Here is a 16659-nt window from a genome sequence, read left to right on the forward strand (position 1 = left end):
CTCCTTGCCCGCAGTATTGGCCGAAGCCGCGCAAAGCCGCCAGCCCCGGACGGCATCCGCCGCGGGAATCCGCCCTATTGCAAGGTGGCGATGATTGCCCGCAGGGTCTCCACCCCCTCGCCCTTTTCCGAGCTGGTGACGACGATCTGAGGGTATGCGGCGGGGTGCTTCTGCAGCGCCTGCATCACCTGTTCGACATTGGCCTCGCGGGTGGCGCGGTTCACCTTGTCGGCCTTGGTCATCACCACCTGGAAGGTGACGGCGGACTTGTCCAGCAGGGTCAGGATCTCCTCGTCCACCGCCTTCACCCCATGGCGCGTGTCGATCAGCACGAAGGCCCGGCGCAGGGTGACGCGGCCCTGCAGGTATTGCTTCAGCAGCGCCTGCCATTGCCGCACCACCGCCACCGGCGCCTCGGCGAAGCCGTAGCCGGGCAGGTCGACCATGTAGCGGCTGTCGCCGAGGGCGAAATAGTTGATCTCCTGCGTCCGCCCCGGCGTGTTCGAGGCCCGGGCGAGGTTCTTCCGCCCGGTCAGCGCGTTGATCAGGCTGGACTTGCCGACGTTGGAGCGGCCAGCGAAGCAGATTTCCACCCGGTCGGCCGGCGGCAGGGCGGACATCGCGGTGACGCCCTTGACGAAATCCACCGGCCCGGCGAACAAGAGCCGCCCGGCCTCGCGCGCCTCTTCCTCCGGCTCCGGCGCCAGCGTGAACGCCATGCTCATTGCAGCACCTCCACCCTGTCGCCGCAGGCGACCGGCCCGCCTTCCAGCACCACGGCGAAGACGCCGAAGTCCTGCTCCTCGACCACCTCGCGCAGGGCGCGCAGGGTGTCGGCATCGACAACGCCGGTCTCGGGGTCGGCCATGGTCGCCTTGCAGCGCCCGACCTTCTCGCGCACCTCCAGCACCGCGCCGCCGATCCGCAGCCGCTTGCCGATCCAGTCGAACTCGGCCCAGGGTTCCACCCCGTCCAGCCAGAGGTTGCCGCGCCAGCGGTGGATCGACAGGTCCATCCCCATGTGCCGGCCGAGCGCCGCATTCGAGGCGAGGTTCTTGATCGAGACCGAGGGATAGGGCGTGTCCGTCATCCCCCGCCCCGGCGCGCGCACCAGGGCGACCGGCCGGAACCATTCCTGCGGGCTGATCGGGGCCAGCCAGTCGATCAGCCGGGGGCCTTCCGTCTCGGGGAAGAAGCGCAACACCGGCAGGTCGGGATGGGCCAACTCCATCTCGCCCGTCGTCTCGTCGAAACGCGCGGTGATGGCCATCACCGATGCGGTGCGCGCCCCGCGCTGGAAATTGACGCAAGGCGCCCAGGCCGGCGCGGCGGGATCGAACTTCGACCTGTCGTGCATCACCGCCCAGTGCCGGTCCCAGGGCAGCCCCTGCCCCGCCGAAAGCACAACGGACGCGAGGGGCTCGCGTCCGTGGGCCTTGATCGGGTGGCGGAAGATATGGGCCAGCGAGGGGGCTGGGGGGGCCGTCATTTCTTGCCCTTCTTCGCCGGTGCCGTGGGCTTGGACGGGGAATTGGCGGCGACCTTCGCCTCGGCCTTGGCCACCCGCGCGGCGCGGATGTTGCCGAAGATGTCGGGGCGTTTCCCGTGGCTCCACATGATCAGGTATTGCTGGCTGAAGGTGATGATGTTGTTGGTGATCCAGTAGACCACCAGGCCGGAGGCGAAGCCGCCCAGCATGAACATGAACACCCAGGGCATCCAGGCGAAGACCTGCTGCTGCACCGGATCGGCGGGCGCCGGGTTCAGCTTCTGCTGCAGCCACATGGTGATGCCCAGCAGGATCGGCAGCACGCCGATGAAGATCAGGTGGGTCAGCGTGCCGGCGGCGGGTGCATCCCAAGGGAGCAGGCCGAAGAGGTTGTAGATCGACGAGGGATCGGGCGCCGACAGGTCCTTCAGCCAGCCGAAGAACGGCGCGTGGCGCAGCTCCAGCGTGACGAAGATCACCTTGTAGAGGCTGAAGAAGATCGGGATCTGGATCAGGATCGGCAGGCAGCCCGCCGCCGGATTGACCTTCTTCTCCTTGTAGAGCTGCATCATCTCCTTCTGCAGCTTCTGGCGGTCGTCGCCCGCGCGTTCCTTCAGCGCCTCCATCTCGGGCTGCAGTTCCTTCATCCGCGCCATCGAGACATAGGACTTGTAGGCCAGCGGCAGCACGATGAGCTTCAGCACGAAGGTCAGCGCGATGATCGCCCAGCCCATGTTGCCGATCAGGCCGTGCAGCCAGTGCAGCACCGCGAAGATCGGCTTGGTCAGGAAGTAGAACCAGCCCCAGTCGATCGAATCGATGAAGCCGGGGATCGGCGCGGCCTCGGTCTTCTCGGCGCCGAACAGCCGGTCCAGCGCGCCGGGGTCGTTCTCGTAGGCGCGGATGGTGGCCCATTCCTTGGCCCCGGCGAAGAAGCGCGAGGTGCTGGCGCCGGTCTCGCCCGCGGCGACGGTCATCACCGGCTGGCGGATCTCGGTCTGATAGATGTCCTGCGCGGCGGCATGTTTCACCACCTGGGTGTGCGGCTTGCCCTGTTCGGGCACCTGCACCGCCATCCAGTAGTGGTCGGTGAAGCCCAGCCAGCCGTCCTGCGCCGCCTCGGTCACCTCGGCGGCGGCCTGTTCGCGCTCGATCACCGGCAGTTCGTTCACGTCGGTGTAGTCCACCTCGGTCAGCTGGCCGTCGGCGCGGCCGATCACGCCTTCGTGGACGACGAAGATCTTCTGCAGGTCCTTGGGGATGCCGTGGCGGCGGATCAGCCCGTAGGGCTGCAGGCTGACCGGCGCGCCGCTACCGTTCTGCACCGAGTCGGTGATGGTGAACATGAACTTGTCGTCCACCGCCACCTCGCGGGTGAAGACCAGGCCCTTGCCGTTCTCCCAGCGCAGGGTGACGGGCTCGCCAGGGCGCAGGGTGGCACCGGCGGCGATCTTCCACTCGCTGTTGGGCCCCGGCACATCGTCATAGGTCAGCCCGGGGCCGGGCGCCCAGCCGTAGAGGGCATAGAAGGCATCCTCGCTGCCGACGGCGGACAGCAGCGTGACCTCGGGCGAGGCCGGGTCCAGCGTCTCGCGGTAGCGCTTCAGCCGCAGGTCGTCGAAGCGGCCGCCGCGCATGTTGATCGAACCCGCCAGCGCCGGCGTGTCGATCGCCAGCCGCTCGGCCTCGGGCAGCGCCTCGGCCGCGGTCGGGTCGGGGGCGGTGGTGCCTTCCGAGGGCACGGCGGGCGGCAGCGCGGCCTGGCCTTCGGCCGTGGTCGGGGCGTTGGGGTCCTGCGCGGGTTCGGGCGGCGGGAACAGGAACATCCAGACCGTGATGACCAGCATGCTGAGCACCATGGCGAGAATGAGGTTCTTGTTGTTCTGACCGTCCATCAGGACCACCGCCGTTCGTGAAAGGGATCAGCGGTGCTTGAACAGAAGGGGGCGGGAAAGGTCAAGCGCTTTCGCCCGGAATGGGGCCGGTCGCCTGGCCTGCCGGGGCTGCCGCACGGCCGGGCCGACCCCGCCGCGGCCGATGCTGCGCCCGCCCCTCCCGACGCCGGACCGCCTGCGCCCCTACCGCGTCGTCCGCGCGCCGATGCTGGGGATGCGGTCCCGCCTCGCCCGGTGGCGGGCGATCCAGTCCGTCGCCTCCTCCAGCGGCATCGGGCGGGCCAGGCCGTAGCCCTGGACATGGCCGCAGCCGAGTTGCGACAGCATCGCATGTTCCGCCGGGGTCTCCACCCCTTCGGCCAGCGTCTCCAGCCCCAGCCTCTCGGCCAGGGAGACGATGGCCGAGACCATCTTCTGCTGCTCGCGGTCCTGGTCCACCCGGGTGACGAAGCTGCGGTCGATCTTCAGCCGCCGCACCGCGAAGCGCCGGATGGTGGTGATCGAGGCATGGCCGGTGCCGAAATCGTCCAGGTCGATGCCGCAGCCCATCGCCGCCAGCGCCGCGATGTTCGACACCACCATGTCGTTGCCGGAACTGGCGATCACGGTTTCCAGAATCTCCACCGTCAGCCGGTCGGGCGTCAGGTCGAAACGGTCCAGCTCCCATTTCAGCCGGTCGGGCAGGCGGGGGTTGCGCAGTTCGGATGCCGCGAAATTGACCGAGACGGTGGGCACCCGCAGCCCCTTGCGGTCCCAGTCGGCCAGCGCGGTGAGGGCGTGGAACAGCATCACCTCGCCCAGCCGCTCGGTCAGGTCGCTGCCCTCGACCGCCGGCAGGAACTCGGACGGGGCGAGGCAGCCGCGGTCGGGATGGTGCCAGCGGGCCAGAGCCTCCATCCCCGAAATCTCGCCGGTGTCGGTGGAGATCTGCGGCTGGAAATGCGCGCGGATCTGGCCGTCCTCCAGCGCCGCCTCGATCTGGTCGCGGATGGCGTCGCGCGCGGCCTGCTTGCGCGACATCTCGGCCGACCAGGCGCGGATGGCGCCGGGGCCGTGCCGCGCCGCCTCGTCCGCCGCCACCTGCGCCGCGTCCAGCAGCGCGGCCCCGGTCGGCTCGGCCGGGCGGCCGGCGATGCAGAAGCCGAGGGAGGCGGTGACATAGACCTGCGCCGCCCCCAGCGAGACCGGGGCGGTGATCGCCTCCTGCAGCCGGGCGCACATCTGCACCAGCGTCTCCAGATCCAGCCGCCGCACCGGCGCCAGCACCACCGTGAAGCTGCCGTCCTGCATCGGCGCCACCAGATCGCCCATCCGCAGCGCGCCGCGGATGCGATCCTCGCACCGCGCCAGCACCTCGGCCTGCGCGGCGCGGCCGTGGCGGTCCAGCAGGTCGCCCGGATCGTCGAAGCGGATCACCAGGCAGGCGGTCGCGCGGCCGGAGGCGGCCAGCCCGGGCAGGATCGCATCCAGGGTGCCGATCACCCGGGCGAGGACCGGCCCCTCCCTGCCCTCTGCCGTAGCCGGCAGCGAGGGGCCGGAGAGGGAGAACAGCAGCGGCAGGCCGACCGCCAGCAGCAGCAGCACCCGTTCGCCGCCCATCCAGAACCCGGCCAGCGTGATCGCCGGCAGGAAGACCAGGAACTCCGGCCGCCGGACCCAGGCCAGAAGGCGCATCAGGCGCTGGACCGCAGAGGGAGACCGGGACATGGGCGCAATCCTTTCCGCTGCCGCAGGCGGGGCCTGCGCTCGGGGCCGAGTAAAGGCGGAAAGGGCTGATCGCTTCGTTAATCCGGCAGGCGAAGTTGCCTAGAGTTTTCTTCAATTTCGCCGGGGCGGCCCAGCATCAGCCCGGCGAAGTCGAACAGGCCGGGGTCGGCCAGATGCGAGGGCCGCACGTTCATCAGCGCCCGGAACATCACCTGCCGGCGGCCGGGGCTGCGCGTCTCCCATTCGTCCAGCAGCTTCTTGACCTGCGCCCGCTGCAACCCCTCCTGGCTGCCGCAAAGATCGCAGGGGATGATCGGGTAGTTCATCGCCCGGGCGAAGCGGGCGCAGTCCTGCTCGGCCACCAAGGCCAGCGGGCGGCAGAGGAAGAGGTCGCCCTCCTCGTTCACCAGCTTCGGCGGCATGGTCGCCAGCCGCCCGCCATGGAACAGGTTCATGAAGAAGGTTTCCAGGATGTCGTCGCGGTGATGGCCGAGGACGACGGTAGAGCAGCCTTCTTCCCGGGCGATGCGGTAGAGGTTGCCGCGGCGCAGGCGTGAACAGAGCGAACACATCGTCCCGCCCGGCGCGATCTTCGAGGTCACCACCGAATAGGTGTCCTGGTATTCGATCCGGTGCGGCACCCCCATCCGGGTCAGGAACTCGGGCAACACGGTGGCGGGAAAGCCGGGCTGGCCTTGGTCGAGGTTGCAGGCCAGCAGGTCCACCGGCAGCAGGCCGCGCCATTTCAGCTCGGTCAGCACCGCCAGCAGGGTATAGCTGTCCTTGCCGCCGGACAGGCAGACCAGCCAGCGGTCGCCGGGGCGGACCATGCCGTAGGTCTCGATCGCCTCGCGGACGTTCTGCACCAGCCGCTTGCGCAGCTTCCTGAACTCGGTCGAGGACGGCGCGCCGTGGAACAGCGGGTGGATGTCGTCGGGATCGTCCAGCATGGGGCCTCCTTGCCGGGCGGCGATGCCACGAAGCGCGGCAGGGGTCAAGGAATCCGATTTTTCGCCGAAAAATCGTGTCCCGGCTCAGCCCTGCCGCTTCACCCGCAGCTTGGCGAAGTAGTCCACCCGCTTCTTCAGCTCGCGCTCGAAGCCGCGTTCGGGCGGCGCATACCAGACCGGGCGGCGCATCCCCTCGGGGAAATAGTCCTGGCCGGAGAAGCCGTCTTCGGCGTCGTGGTCATAGGCATAGCCGGCGCCGTAGCCCACGTCCTTCATCAGCCGGGTGGGCGCGTTCAGGATGTGCTTGGGCGGCATCAGGCTGCCGGTCTCCTTGGCCGCGGCACGGGCGGCCTTGTAGGCGACATAGACCGCGTTCGACTTCGGCGCCAGCGCCAGATAGACCACCGCCTCGGCCAGCGCCAGCTCGCCCTCGGGGCTGCCGAGGCGTTCGTAGGTCTGCCAGCCGGCCAGGCACACGTCCTGCGCCTGCGGGTCGGCCAGGCCGATGTCCTCCACCGCCATGCGGGTCAGCCGGCGGGCCAGGAAGCGCGGGTCCTCGCCGCCCTCCAGCATCCGGGCGAACCAGTAGAGCGCGGCGTCGGGGTCGCTGCCGCGCACCGATTTGTGCAGGGCGGAGATCAGGTTGTAATGCTCGTCGCCCGACTTGTCGTAGCGGGCTGCACGCCGCATCAGCCGCTTGGCCAGTTCGTCGCGGTCCAGCGCATGGTCGACCTTCCAGGCCGAGACCTGCTCGATCAGGTTCAAGAGCGCCCGGCCGTCGCCGTCGGCCATCTCCAGCATCGCCTCGCGCGCCTCGCCCTTCAGCGGCAGGGCGCGGCCGAGTTCCTTCTCGGCCCGCTGCGCCAGCCGCTCCAGATCGGCGAGGCTCAGCCGGTCCAGGATGATCACCTGCGCCCGCGACAGCAGCGCGGCGTTCAGCTCGAACGAAGGGTTCTCGGTGGTGGCCCCGACCAGCAGGATGGTGCCATCCTCCATATGCGGCAGGAAGCCGTCCTGCTGGGCCTTGTTGAAGCGGTGGATCTCGTCGACGAAGAGCAGGGTTCCCTGGCCGTTCTGGCGGCGGATCCGCGCGGCCTCGAACACCTTCTTCAGGTCGGGCACGCCGGTGAAGATCGCGGAGATCTGAACGAAGGCGAGGTCGGTCTCAGCCGCCAGCAGCCGCGCGATGGTGGTCTTGCCCACGCCGGGCGGACCCCAGAGAATCAGCGAGGACAGCGAATGCGCGGCCAGCATCGCCCCGAGCGGGCCCTCGGGCGACAGCACCTGCTCCTGCCCGATCACCTCGGACAGGCTGCGCGGGCGCAGACGGTCGGCCAGCGGCCGCGGGGCGGCTGCACCGGCAGGGTCGCGCGGGACGGTATCGAACAGGTCGGCCATGCCGCCAGTCTATGGCGGCGGCGCGGAATGGGAAAGCGGGCTTGGCGGCTGGCGACGGCTGGCGCCCGCCCTTGGCCCCGGACGGGGCAGAGGTGGGGTCCTCCGTGATCGGAAGACCCCCTGTGATGAACCCCACCTGCACCACCCCTAGTGCAACTTGGTCGCCATCGAGATCGAGACGCAAACCGACCGCATCCCCCCGGTGTCCATCACCGGGCCCACCGGCACGCAATCCAGCCCCACCCGCCGCGCCAGCCGGGGGCTGTGCTCGGGGATGATGCCCAGGAGCATGGTCGCCCCCAGCGTGCGGGCCGAGACCACCATCTCGTGGATCAGCTGCATCTGCACCCGCAGCCGTTCCGCCGCCGGCACCGCATCCGAGACGAAGACCCGGCTGGATTCCCAGACATAGGGATCGACCGGCGCCTGGAAGTTCAGCAGGTTCATCGGGATGGTGTCCAGAAGGCCAAGCTGGGCGTCGCGGATCATGTAGCTGTAGATGCCGCATTTGTGCGTGGTCGGCGTCAGCCGCACGCCGGCCAGCACCTCGCCATGCTTGTGGACGGCCACCCAGCGGCTGGCCGGGGTGTCGTATTGGTCGAACTCCATCCCGTTGGCCTGAGGCAGGTCCCACTTGGCGTTCTGGATGAAGGTCCGGTGCCGGGCCCGGAACATGTTGGCGAACAACTGCCCATGATGGTGCAGGTTGTCGAACGAGAGCGTAGTTACTTCCATTTCCCTTTCTCCTTCTTGGGCCTCTGGCAGAACCTTTGAAGGGGAATGGCACAGATCAGGTCACAGCAACCGGTATTCACGCGCCTTTCGGACCGCTTCCGACGTCGTGCGTGCCTCTAGCCGAACACGCGCCGATGTCAGCCGCGCCTTGAAGGCGCTTTCCGTGATGCCCAGTCTTTCCGCTGCTGCCGAGTGCCGATCCCCATTAGCGACACATTGCAAAGCTTCGATCTGCGCCTTGGTCAGATCCGAGGGCGGTTTCGCCTCGATATGCAACCTGATCGTCAATTCCCGAAGGGTGCTCAGCTCGTCGTCGCTGAACTCCCTGTCGGAGCGCGAGATACCCACGATCGACCGCGAGGTGATCGGGCCGTAGGACGAAACCGCCCCGTAGTTCAGGCCATGCGCGGCGGCCTTCTTCATCACGCCGAACGGGTCCGGCAGCGGAATGGAACTCCACCGGGTCGTCCCCTCGACGCCGACACCCCAGAACACCAGGGGGTCACGAAGATAATAGGAATGCGAGTTGTAGTATTCCACCCATGGCTCGGGATACGAACTCTTGTAGACAAGCGGGGTCGCAAACCGGATGTGAAGCCCGACGTTGTAACCCATGGGGGCCAGGCTATCCAGTTGATCCAGCAACACTGATAAAACCTTCCGTTCAGACATGTAACCTCGGATCGGGCAACCTCGGATCGGGCAACCTCGGATCGGGCGGGTCCGATTCTACTTGAGATTGATCTTGGGGTTCATACCACCATCTGCAAGGAAAAACCGCAATACAGGCAAATGCTTGACCGCACGAAGACGCTTATGGGGCCGGAAAGGCGAAGGCCCGCCGACGGGCGGGCCTTGCAATCGGCGCGGGAAGGACGGCCCGAAGGCTCAATCCTCGGCGGCTTCCAGACGGGCCAGATCGGCGGCGCCCTTGGCCGAAGGATCGCGGTCCACGAACTCGATGATCGCCATCGGGGCCATGTCGCCATAGCGGAAACCGGCTTTCAGGACACGGACATAGCCGCCCTGACGTTCCTTGTAGCGGGGGCCGAGGATGGCGAACAGGCGCTCGACATGCTTGTCCTGCTTCAGCTGCGCGGCCGCCTGGCGGCGGGCGTGCAGGTCGCCGCGCTTTGCCAGCGTGATCAGTTTCTCGACGATCGGGCGCAGTTCCTTGGCCTTGGGCAGGGTGGTCTTGATCTGCTCGTGCTCGATCAGCGAGCCGGCCATGTTGGCCCAGAGGGCCTTGCGGTGTTCGTGGGTGCGGTTCAGGCGGCGGTAGCCGGACGCGTGACGCATGATGGTCTCCTATGGTCTCGTTTTGCTTTGTGTTGCGGCCCGTGCGTTGCGGGCCGCGTCGTTGGGGCGTCGTGCCCGGGATGTTCCCCGCCTGCGCGGGCATTTGTCAGGGCCCCGGGTCAAGCCCGGGGTTTCGGATACGGCTGACGCCGGACCCTCAGAACTGGTCCTCGAACCGTTTCGCCAGGTCCTCGATGTTCTCCGGCGGCCAGTCCTCGACATCCATGCCGAGGTGCAGGCCCATGCCCGACAGCACTTCCTTGATCTCGTTCAAGGACTTGCGGCCGAAGTTCGGGGTCCGCAGCATCTCGGCCTCGGTCTTCTGGATCAGGTCGCCGATGTAGACGATGTTGTCGTTCTTCAGGCAGTTGGCCGACCGGACCGAAAGCTCCAGCTCGTCCACCTTCTTCAGCAGCAGCGGGTTGAACTCCAGCCCGGCGTCCAGCTCCTGCTTGCCGGCCTGCTCGGGTTCCTCGAAGTTGACGAAGATCGCCAGCTGGTCCTGCAGGATGCGCGCGGCATAGGCCACGGCATCATCGGGGGTCAGCGAGCCGTCGGTCTCGATCTTCATGGTCAGCTTGTCGTAGTCCAGCACCTGGCCCTCGCGGGTGGGCTGCACCTCGTAGCTGACCTTCTTGACCGGCGAATAGATCGCGTCGATCGGGATCAGGCCGATCGGCGCATCCTCCGGCCGGTTCTTGTCGGCCGAGACATAGCCCTTGCCGGTCGAGACCGTCAGTTCCATGAACACGTCGGCGCCGTCGTCCAGGTGGCAGATGACGTGGTCCTTGTTCAGGACCTCGATGCCGTTGGTTTCCGAGATGTCGCCCGCGGTCACCACGCCCGGCCCCTTGGCCGAGATCGACAGCCGCTTCGGCCCCTCGACCTCCATCTTCAGGGAGACGCCCTTCAGGTTCAGCACGATGTCGGTCACGTCCTCGCGGACGCCCGCCACCGAAGAGAACTCGTGCAGCACGTTGTCGATCTGGATCGAGGTGATGGCCGCGCCCTGCAGCGAGGACATCAGCACCCGGCGCAGCGCATTGCCCAGCGTCAGGCCGAAGCCGCGCTCCAGCGGTTCGGCGATCACGGTCGCCACGCGCGCGGCGTCCGCGCCGGGCTTCACGACCAGGCTCGCGGGCTTGATCAATTCCTGCCAGTTCTTGTGGATCATGCTGTCGCCTCCATTCTTGCCGCCAGTCCCATGGTCCGAAGGACGGGGGCGCCCGAGGGTCTTTCAAACGCAAAATCCGGGCCGCGCGAAAGGCGCAGCCCGGCGATAGTTCCGCAGCCTCAGACGCGGCGGCGCTTCGGCGGACGGCAGCCGTTGTGGGCCAGCGGCGTCACGTCGCGGATCGAGGTGATGTTGAAGCCCACCGCGGCCAACGCGCGCAGCGCCGATTCGCGGCCCGAACCCGGGCCCTGGACTTCGACTTCCAGCGTCTTCACGCCATGTTCCTGCGCCTTGCGGCCGGCATCCTCGGCAGCCATCTGGGCGGCATAGGGCGTCGACTTGCGCGAGCCCTTGAAGCCCATGGTCCCGGCCGACGACCAGGAGATGGCGTTGCCCTGAACGTCCGAGATCAGGATCTTGGTGTTGTTGAAGGAAGAGTTCACATGAGCAACGCCGGCGGCGATGTTCTTGCGTTCCTTGCGCTTGCCGCCACGAGCGGCTTTCGGATCGCGTGCCATATCCCGTGTCTCCCCTTACTTCTTCTTGCCGGCGATCGGCTTCGCCGGGCCCTTGCGGGTGCGGGCGTTCGTGTGGGTGCGCTGGCCGCGGACCGGCAGGCCCTTGCGGTGGCGCAGGCCGCGGTAGCAGCCCAGGTCCATCAGCCGCTTGATGTTCATCGAGACTTCACGGCGCAGGTCGCCCTCGACGGTGAAGTTGGCGTCGATGTATTCGCGGATCGCCAGCACTTCGGCGTCGGTCAGCTGGTTGACGCGACGGGCGGTGTCGATCTTCAGCGCCTCGCAGATCTGGCCGGCGGCCTGCGGGCCGATGCCGTGGATATACTGCAGCGAGATGGGAACCCGTTTCTGGGTCGGGATGTTGACGCCAGCAATACGTGCCATGCGTGCCTTCCTTCCGGTTGCGGCTCCGTAGCGCCAGAGCCTTTTTTCACAACTGCCCACGGCGCGAAGGCCGCGGACGACGATCTTCCCAGATGCACGGGAAACCACGGACACGGGCGATTCCATGCCGGGACGCCGTGCCATAGGGGGATTTCCGCCGCCCGTCAAGGGCAACGGCAAAGGTTTCAGTCCTTGTCAAGAACTTTCGCAATGGCGCCTGCAACGGCGTCCATTTCCGCCAGCCCGTCCACCGAGGCCAGCTTGCCCTTGGCCCAGTAGTAGCCGATCAGCGGCGAGGTCTTCTTGTAATATTCCATCAGCCGCGTCTTCAGCGCCTCTTCGGTATCGTCGGCCCGCCGCCGCATGTCGGTCGATCCGCAGACATCGCAGGTGCCGGGCACCTTGGTGGGCCTGGTCACGTCATGGTAGACCGCGCCGCAATTGCCGCAGGTGTAGCGGCCGGTGATCCGCGCCACCAGTGCCGCGTCGTCCACCTGCATCTCGATCACCGAATGCAGCTTCTGGCCCTTGCGCTCCATCAGTGCGCCAAGCGCATCGGCCTGCGGCAGCGTCCGCGGGAAGCCGTCGAAGATGAAGCCGCCGAAGCCGTTGCCCTGGCCGCCGCCGTTCAGCTTTTCCTCGATCAGGCCGATGACGATCTCGTCCGTCACCAGCTGGCCCTTGTCCATGATCTCGGCCACGCGGCGGCCCATCTCGGTGCCCGAGCTTTTCGCATCGCGCAGCATGTCGCCGGTGGACAGCTGCACCATGCCGCGCGCCTCTTCCAGCCGCTTGGCCTGGGTGCCCTTGCCCGCGCCGGGAGGGCCCAGCAGGATGATATGCCTGACCGCCATGCCTCAGCGTCTCGCCGGGGCCTTGGCGGGGGTCTTGGCGCCGCTGCGCCGCTTGCCGCCGCGCAGCTGGCTCTTCTCGATCAGCGCCTCGTATTGGTGGGCCAGCATGTGCGACTGCACCTGGCTGATGGTGTCCATGGTCACCGACACCACGATCAGCACCGAGGTGCCGCCGAAGTAGAACGGCACGCCGACCTTCGAGATCAGGATTTCGGGCAGCAGGCAGACCGCCGCCAGATAGGCCGAGCCGAGGACGAGGATGCGGTCCACCACATAGGCCAGGTAATCCTCGGTCTTCTTGCCGGGGCGGATGCCGGGGATGAAGCCGTTCTGGTTCTTCAGGTTCTCGGCCACGTCGTCGACCTTGAAGGCCACGTTGGCGGTGTAGAAATAGCTGAAGAACACGATCATCGCCGCCAGCGCCAGCAGGTGCAGCGGCTGGCCGTAGCCCAGGTAGGCGGTGATCCAGGACAGCACCGGATTGGTGGCCCCGCCCGAGAAGGTGCCGATGGTGGTCGGCAGCAGCAGGATCGACGAGGCGAAGATCGCCGGGATCACGCCCGAGGGGTTGACCTTGATCGGCAGATGGCTCGACCCGCCGTCATAAACCTTCATGCCGACCTGGCGGCGGGGATACTGGATGTGGATCTTGCGCAGCGCGCGTTCCATGAACACCACGAAGGTGATCACCGCGACCACCATCAGCAGGATGCCAAGGATCAGCGGGGTGCTCAGCGCGCCCGACCGGCCCTGCGCGAAGAACTGCGCCAGCGCGGCCGGGATTTCGGCCACGATGCCGACGAAGATGATCAGCGAGATGCCGTTGCCGATGCCGCGGCTGGTGATCTGCTCGCCCAGCCACATCAGGAACATGGTGCCGCCGACCAGGGTGATCACGCAGGAGGCGATGAAGAAGAACCCCGGCTCATGCGCCAGGTCGCCGGCCTGGATCGACATGGCGATGCCGTAGGCCTGGAAGATCGCCAGCGCCACGGTGCCGTAGCGGGTATACTGGTTCAGTTTCTTGCGGCCCTGCTCGCCCTCTTTGCGCAGGCCCTGCCAGGGGCCATACATGGTGGCGACCAGCTGCACGATGATCGAGGCGCTGATATAGGGCATGATCCCCAGGGCGAAGATGCCCATCCGGCTGATCGCGCCGCCGGTGAACATGTTCAACATGCCACCGAGCCCCTGCCCCGCCTGCTGCATGAAGTTGCGCAGCGCCTCGCCGTCGATGCCGGGGACCGGAATATAGGTGCCCAGCCGGTAGACGATCAGAAGGCCGATGGTGAAGAAGATGCGTTGGCGAAGATCGGTCGCCTTGCCGAGCGCGCCCCAGGAAAGGTTCGCGGCCATCTGTTCTGCGGCGGATGCCATGTTCTGCCCTTTTCATGGACAACGCCGCCGGAACCGTCTTCCGGTCCGGCGGCGCTGGAAAACCCGTTGCTGATGTAAGCGGTCTTCCGGCCGCTCACAACCGCTTATTCCGCGGCGGCCGCAGCCGAGCCCGAAACCGTGATCTGGCCGCCCGCCTTCTTCACCGCCTCGATCGCCGAGGCAGAGGCGCCGGTGACCACCAGGTTCACCTTCGACTTGATCTCGCCCTTGGCGAGGACGCGGATGCCGTCGCGCTTGTTCGAGGTCACGCCGGCCGCGACCAGCGCGTCCTCGGTGATCTCGGTTGCTGCGTCCAGCTTGCCGGCCGCGATGAATTTCTCGATCAGGCCCAGGTTGACCACCGCGAATTCCAGACGGTTCGGCTTCGAGAAGCCGCGCTTCGGCAGGCGGCGGTAGAGCGGCATCTGGCCGCCCTCGTAGCCGCCGATGGCCACGCCCGAGCGGGACTTCTGGCCCTTGATGCCGCGGCCGGCGGTCTTGCCCTTGCCCGAACCCGGGCCGCGCGCCACGCGCTTCTGCTTCTTGGCGGCGCCGTCGTTGTCGCGCAGTTCGTGAAGTTTCATGTCGCTCTCCTTGGCCGGAAAACCCCCGCCAGCGACGGATGGGGGCACACGGCATTTCTTGGTTGATGAGTCGCGGCCCCGGAAGGGCCACCGGGGGCCTCTACACGCTGGGCCCGCGAAGATCAAGCGATCAGGGCGCCGCTGCACGGACCTGAGGCACGCCGCCCTCGAACTGCATCAGCATCCCGAGGTTCTTGTTCGGCCCCCAGCGGGTCAGCCGCAGCTCTCCCTTCGCCAGGTAGAGGTCCGCCACCCGGTATTGCTTGCGCACGCCGGCCTTGGCGTCCCAGATCTCGACCACCGCGGCCTTCTTGCGCGGCGGGCCGAGCTGGAGCTGGAAGAAGTCGCGGTCGGCGGTTTCGGCCACGGTGGCCAGCACCGCCAGCACCTCGTAATAATCGGTGATCCGCTCGGCCTTGAAGCGGCAGACGCCCTCGACCCCGGCGAAGCCGAGCGCGGCAGCCCCGGCCGCCATGCCGATGGCCGGGCTGGTCAGCACCGTGCTGCCGGCGCCGAGCGCCGCCTCCGCCCCGCCGAGCGCTCGTGCCGCCCGCGCCCCGGCCACCACCGCGCCGACGGCGGTGAAGCCGGTGCGGCTGTCGACCAGCGTCAGGAAGTCCGGGGCCGTCGGGTCGAACCGGCCCATCACCGCCGCATCGGCGGCGGCCGCCGCCAGCAGCGGCGCGCGGGCGGCGATCATCTCGGAAAGGCGGTAGTCGCAGACATCGGCCTGCGCGGCGCCGGTGCCAAGCGCCATGCAAAGCGCGGCTGCGGAAAGGGATCGGGACATTTGCTGTCTCTCGGGGCTGCTCTGGCCCCTGAATAGCGCAAATGCGCCGGAAAGGCAAAACCGCGGCCCTGCCCTTCCGTTCACGATCCGGCCAGCGGACCGGGTCTCAGGCCCCCTGCGGCCAGGTGAACTCCGGGCGGAGACCGGAATAGACCGGGCGGCCGTCCTGCGGCGCCGGGTAGCCCTTCGATTCATCCCAGAAGGCGTGGTAGGTCGCCTTGGGGAAGGCCGCGTCGTCGTAGCCCATGACGTTCGGCACCGCGACGCGGATGCGCTTCTGCTTGTCATCCAGCATCAGCACCGCGCCGCAATCGGTGCAGAGGCAGATTTCCAGCGGCCCGTCGGGGTTCTGGGCGTTGAACGGCACCCGCTTCATCTTCTCGGGGTGGTCGGCCTGCAGGTCGCCGTGGTTGAAGAAGGCCACGTGGGTGGTGTGCTGCCCGGTCACCGACTTGCAGACGTTGCAGTGGCATTCGTGGTTGTCGATCGGCTCCGCCGCCGCCGTCACATGGACGTGCTGGCAGCCGCCTTGATACTTCGCGGCCATGGTTTTCCTCCTCCGTCGCCCCGGCCCCTCCCGGGCCAATGAGTCGCAAGCGGAGCCTAGCACCGGCGCCCCCAAACGCAAAACGCCCCCGCGTCTCCGCAGGGGCGCCTGTAGGGCGGGGTTCACCCCGCCTGTATTCACCCGCGCTCTTCGATGATCTCGACCAGGTGGCTGATCGAATTCACCATGCCGCGGACGGAAGGGGTATCCTCCAGCTCGCGGGTGCGGTTCATCTTGTTCAGGCCGAGGCCCTTCAGCGTGGCGGTCTGCACCGCCGGACGGCGCGCGGCCGACCGGATCTGCTTCACCACGATGGTCTTCTTTGCCGCATCCGCGGCGGGGGTCTTCTTGGTCGCCGCCATGATCAGGCCTCCACCGTTTCAGCTTCGGGCTTCTTCAGGATCTCGGCCACCTTCTTGGTGCGGCGGGCCGCAACCTGACGGGGCGAGGTTTCCTTCTTCAGGCCGTCGATGGTGGCGCGGATCATGTTGTAGGGGTTCTGGGTGCCGATGGACTTGGCCACAACGTCCTGAACGCCCAGCATCTCGAACACGGCGCGCATCGGGCCGCCGGCGATGATGCCGGTGCCGGCCACCGCGGTCCGCATCACCACTTTACCGGCGCCGTGACGGCCCTCGATGTCGTGGTGCAGGGTGCGGGCATCCTTCAGCGCCACGCGGATCATCTGCCGCTTGGCCTGCTCGGTGGCCTTGCGGATCGCCTCCGGCACTTCCTTGGCCTTGCCCTTGCCGAAGCCGACGCGACCGCGCTGGTCGCCGACCACCACGAGCGCGGCGAAGCCGAAGCGCTTGCCACCCTTCACGGTCTTCGAGACGCGGTTGATCGCCACCAGGCGGTCGGCGAATTCCGGGGTCTCTTCCTGGCGGTTGTCGCGACGGTCGTCACGACGCCCCCCGCGGTTGTCACGTTCTGCCATGAGGCAATCCTTCACATGGTG

General features: G+C 67.5%; 19 protein-coding genes. All 19 read right to left on the reverse strand.

Going from position 1 to position 16659, the window contains the following annotated elements; all coding sequences use genetic code 11:
• Window positions 1-74: 74 nt before the first annotated feature.
• Window positions 75-725, reverse strand: coding sequence for a ribosome biogenesis GTP-binding protein YihA/YsxC (yihA, locus tag G5B31_RS05920; protein WP_165014500.1), 651 nt, complete (start codon window positions 723-725; stop codon window positions 75-77).
• Window positions 722-1489 (reverse strand): MOSC domain-containing protein, encoded by a 768-nt coding sequence (locus tag G5B31_RS05925; protein ID WP_165014502.1) that lies wholly within the window; start codon window positions 1487-1489, stop codon window positions 722-724. Before G5B31_RS05925 ends, yihA begins: the two co-directional genes overlap by 4 nt.
• Window positions 1486-3384: a membrane protein insertase YidC gene (gene yidC, locus G5B31_RS05930; RefSeq protein ID WP_165014504.1), complete on the reverse strand. Its 1899-nt coding sequence runs from the start codon at window positions 3382-3384 to the stop codon at window positions 1486-1488. Before yidC ends, G5B31_RS05925 begins: the two co-directional genes overlap by 4 nt.
• A gap of 183 nt (window positions 3385-3567) precedes the next feature.
• Window positions 3568-5091, reverse strand: a complete 1524-nt coding sequence (locus tag G5B31_RS05935; RefSeq protein ID WP_165014506.1) for a bifunctional diguanylate cyclase/phosphodiesterase — start codon at window positions 5089-5091, stop codon at window positions 3568-3570.
• A gap of 77 nt (window positions 5092-5168) precedes the next feature.
• The gene (gene ttcA / locus G5B31_RS05940) at window positions 5169-6041 is read right to left on the reverse strand and encodes a tRNA 2-thiocytidine(32) synthetase TtcA (protein ID WP_165014508.1); all 873 of its coding nucleotides are present in this window, start codon (window positions 6039-6041) and stop codon (window positions 5169-5171) included.
• Between the two features lie 84 nt (window positions 6042-6125).
• Window positions 6126-7439 carry a replication-associated recombination protein A gene (locus tag G5B31_RS05945; protein WP_165014511.1) on the reverse strand — a complete coding sequence of 438 codons (1314 nt, stop codon included), beginning with the start codon at window positions 7437-7439 and terminating at the stop codon, window positions 6126-6128.
• Between the two features lie 147 nt (window positions 7440-7586).
• Complete coding sequence (locus tag G5B31_RS05950) at window positions 7587-8174, reverse strand: acyl-homoserine-lactone synthase (RefSeq protein WP_165014513.1); 588 nt, start codon at window positions 8172-8174, stop codon at window positions 7587-7589.
• Window positions 8175-8234: 60 nt separating this feature from the next.
• Entirely contained in the window at window positions 8235-8822 is a 588-nt protein-coding gene (locus G5B31_RS05955) for an autoinducer binding domain-containing protein (RefSeq protein WP_346763884.1), read from the reverse strand.
• Between the two features lie 240 nt (window positions 8823-9062).
• Complete coding sequence (gene rplQ, locus G5B31_RS05960; RefSeq protein WP_165014517.1) at window positions 9063-9473, reverse strand: 50S ribosomal protein L17; 411 nt, start codon at window positions 9471-9473, stop codon at window positions 9063-9065.
• A 157-nt stretch (window positions 9474-9630) separates the two neighbouring features.
• On the reverse strand, window positions 9631-10647 hold the full coding sequence (locus G5B31_RS05965; RefSeq protein WP_165014519.1) for a DNA-directed RNA polymerase subunit alpha: 1017 nt from the start codon (window positions 10645-10647) through the stop codon (window positions 9631-9633).
• A gap of 119 nt (window positions 10648-10766) precedes the next feature.
• Window positions 10767-11165, reverse strand: coding sequence for a 30S ribosomal protein S11 (gene rpsK, locus G5B31_RS05970; RefSeq protein ID WP_165014521.1), 399 nt, complete (start codon window positions 11163-11165; stop codon window positions 10767-10769).
• Between the two features lie 15 nt (window positions 11166-11180).
• Entirely contained in the window at window positions 11181-11549 is a 369-nt protein-coding gene (rpsM, locus tag G5B31_RS05975) for a 30S ribosomal protein S13 (protein WP_165014524.1), read from the reverse strand.
• A 185-nt stretch (window positions 11550-11734) separates the two neighbouring features.
• Window positions 11735-12403 carry an adenylate kinase gene (locus tag G5B31_RS05980; RefSeq protein WP_165014527.1) on the reverse strand — a complete coding sequence of 223 codons (669 nt, stop codon included), beginning with the start codon at window positions 12401-12403 and terminating at the stop codon, window positions 11735-11737.
• 3 nt (window positions 12404-12406) lie between these two features.
• Window positions 12407-13780, reverse strand: coding sequence for a preprotein translocase subunit SecY (gene secY, locus G5B31_RS05985; protein WP_165014529.1), 1374 nt, complete (start codon window positions 13778-13780; stop codon window positions 12407-12409).
• 104 nt (window positions 13781-13884) lie between these two features.
• Window positions 13885-14364 (reverse strand): 50S ribosomal protein L15, encoded by a 480-nt coding sequence (gene rplO, locus G5B31_RS05990; RefSeq protein ID WP_165014532.1) that lies wholly within the window; start codon window positions 14362-14364, stop codon window positions 13885-13887.
• 130 nt (window positions 14365-14494) lie between these two features.
• Window positions 14495-15154 (reverse strand): hypothetical protein, encoded by a 660-nt coding sequence (locus G5B31_RS05995; RefSeq protein WP_165014535.1) that lies wholly within the window; start codon window positions 15152-15154, stop codon window positions 14495-14497.
• Window positions 15155-15260: 106 nt separating this feature from the next.
• Window positions 15261-15701, reverse strand: coding sequence for a GFA family protein (locus G5B31_RS06000; protein ID WP_165014538.1), 441 nt, complete (start codon window positions 15699-15701; stop codon window positions 15261-15263).
• 137 nt (window positions 15702-15838) lie between these two features.
• Window positions 15839-16063, reverse strand: a complete 225-nt coding sequence (gene rpmD / locus G5B31_RS06005; RefSeq protein ID WP_165014541.1) for a 50S ribosomal protein L30 — start codon at window positions 16061-16063, stop codon at window positions 15839-15841.
• A 2-nt stretch (window positions 16064-16065) separates the two neighbouring features.
• Window positions 16066-16638, reverse strand: a complete 573-nt coding sequence (gene rpsE, locus G5B31_RS06010; RefSeq protein ID WP_165014545.1) for a 30S ribosomal protein S5 — start codon at window positions 16636-16638, stop codon at window positions 16066-16068.
• Window positions 16639-16659: the final 21 nt, after the last annotated feature.

The organism is Rhodobacter sp. SGA-6-6, assembly GCF_011043545.1.
Taxonomy (GTDB): Bacteria; Pseudomonadota; Alphaproteobacteria; order Rhodobacterales; family Rhodobacteraceae; genus Pseudogemmobacter.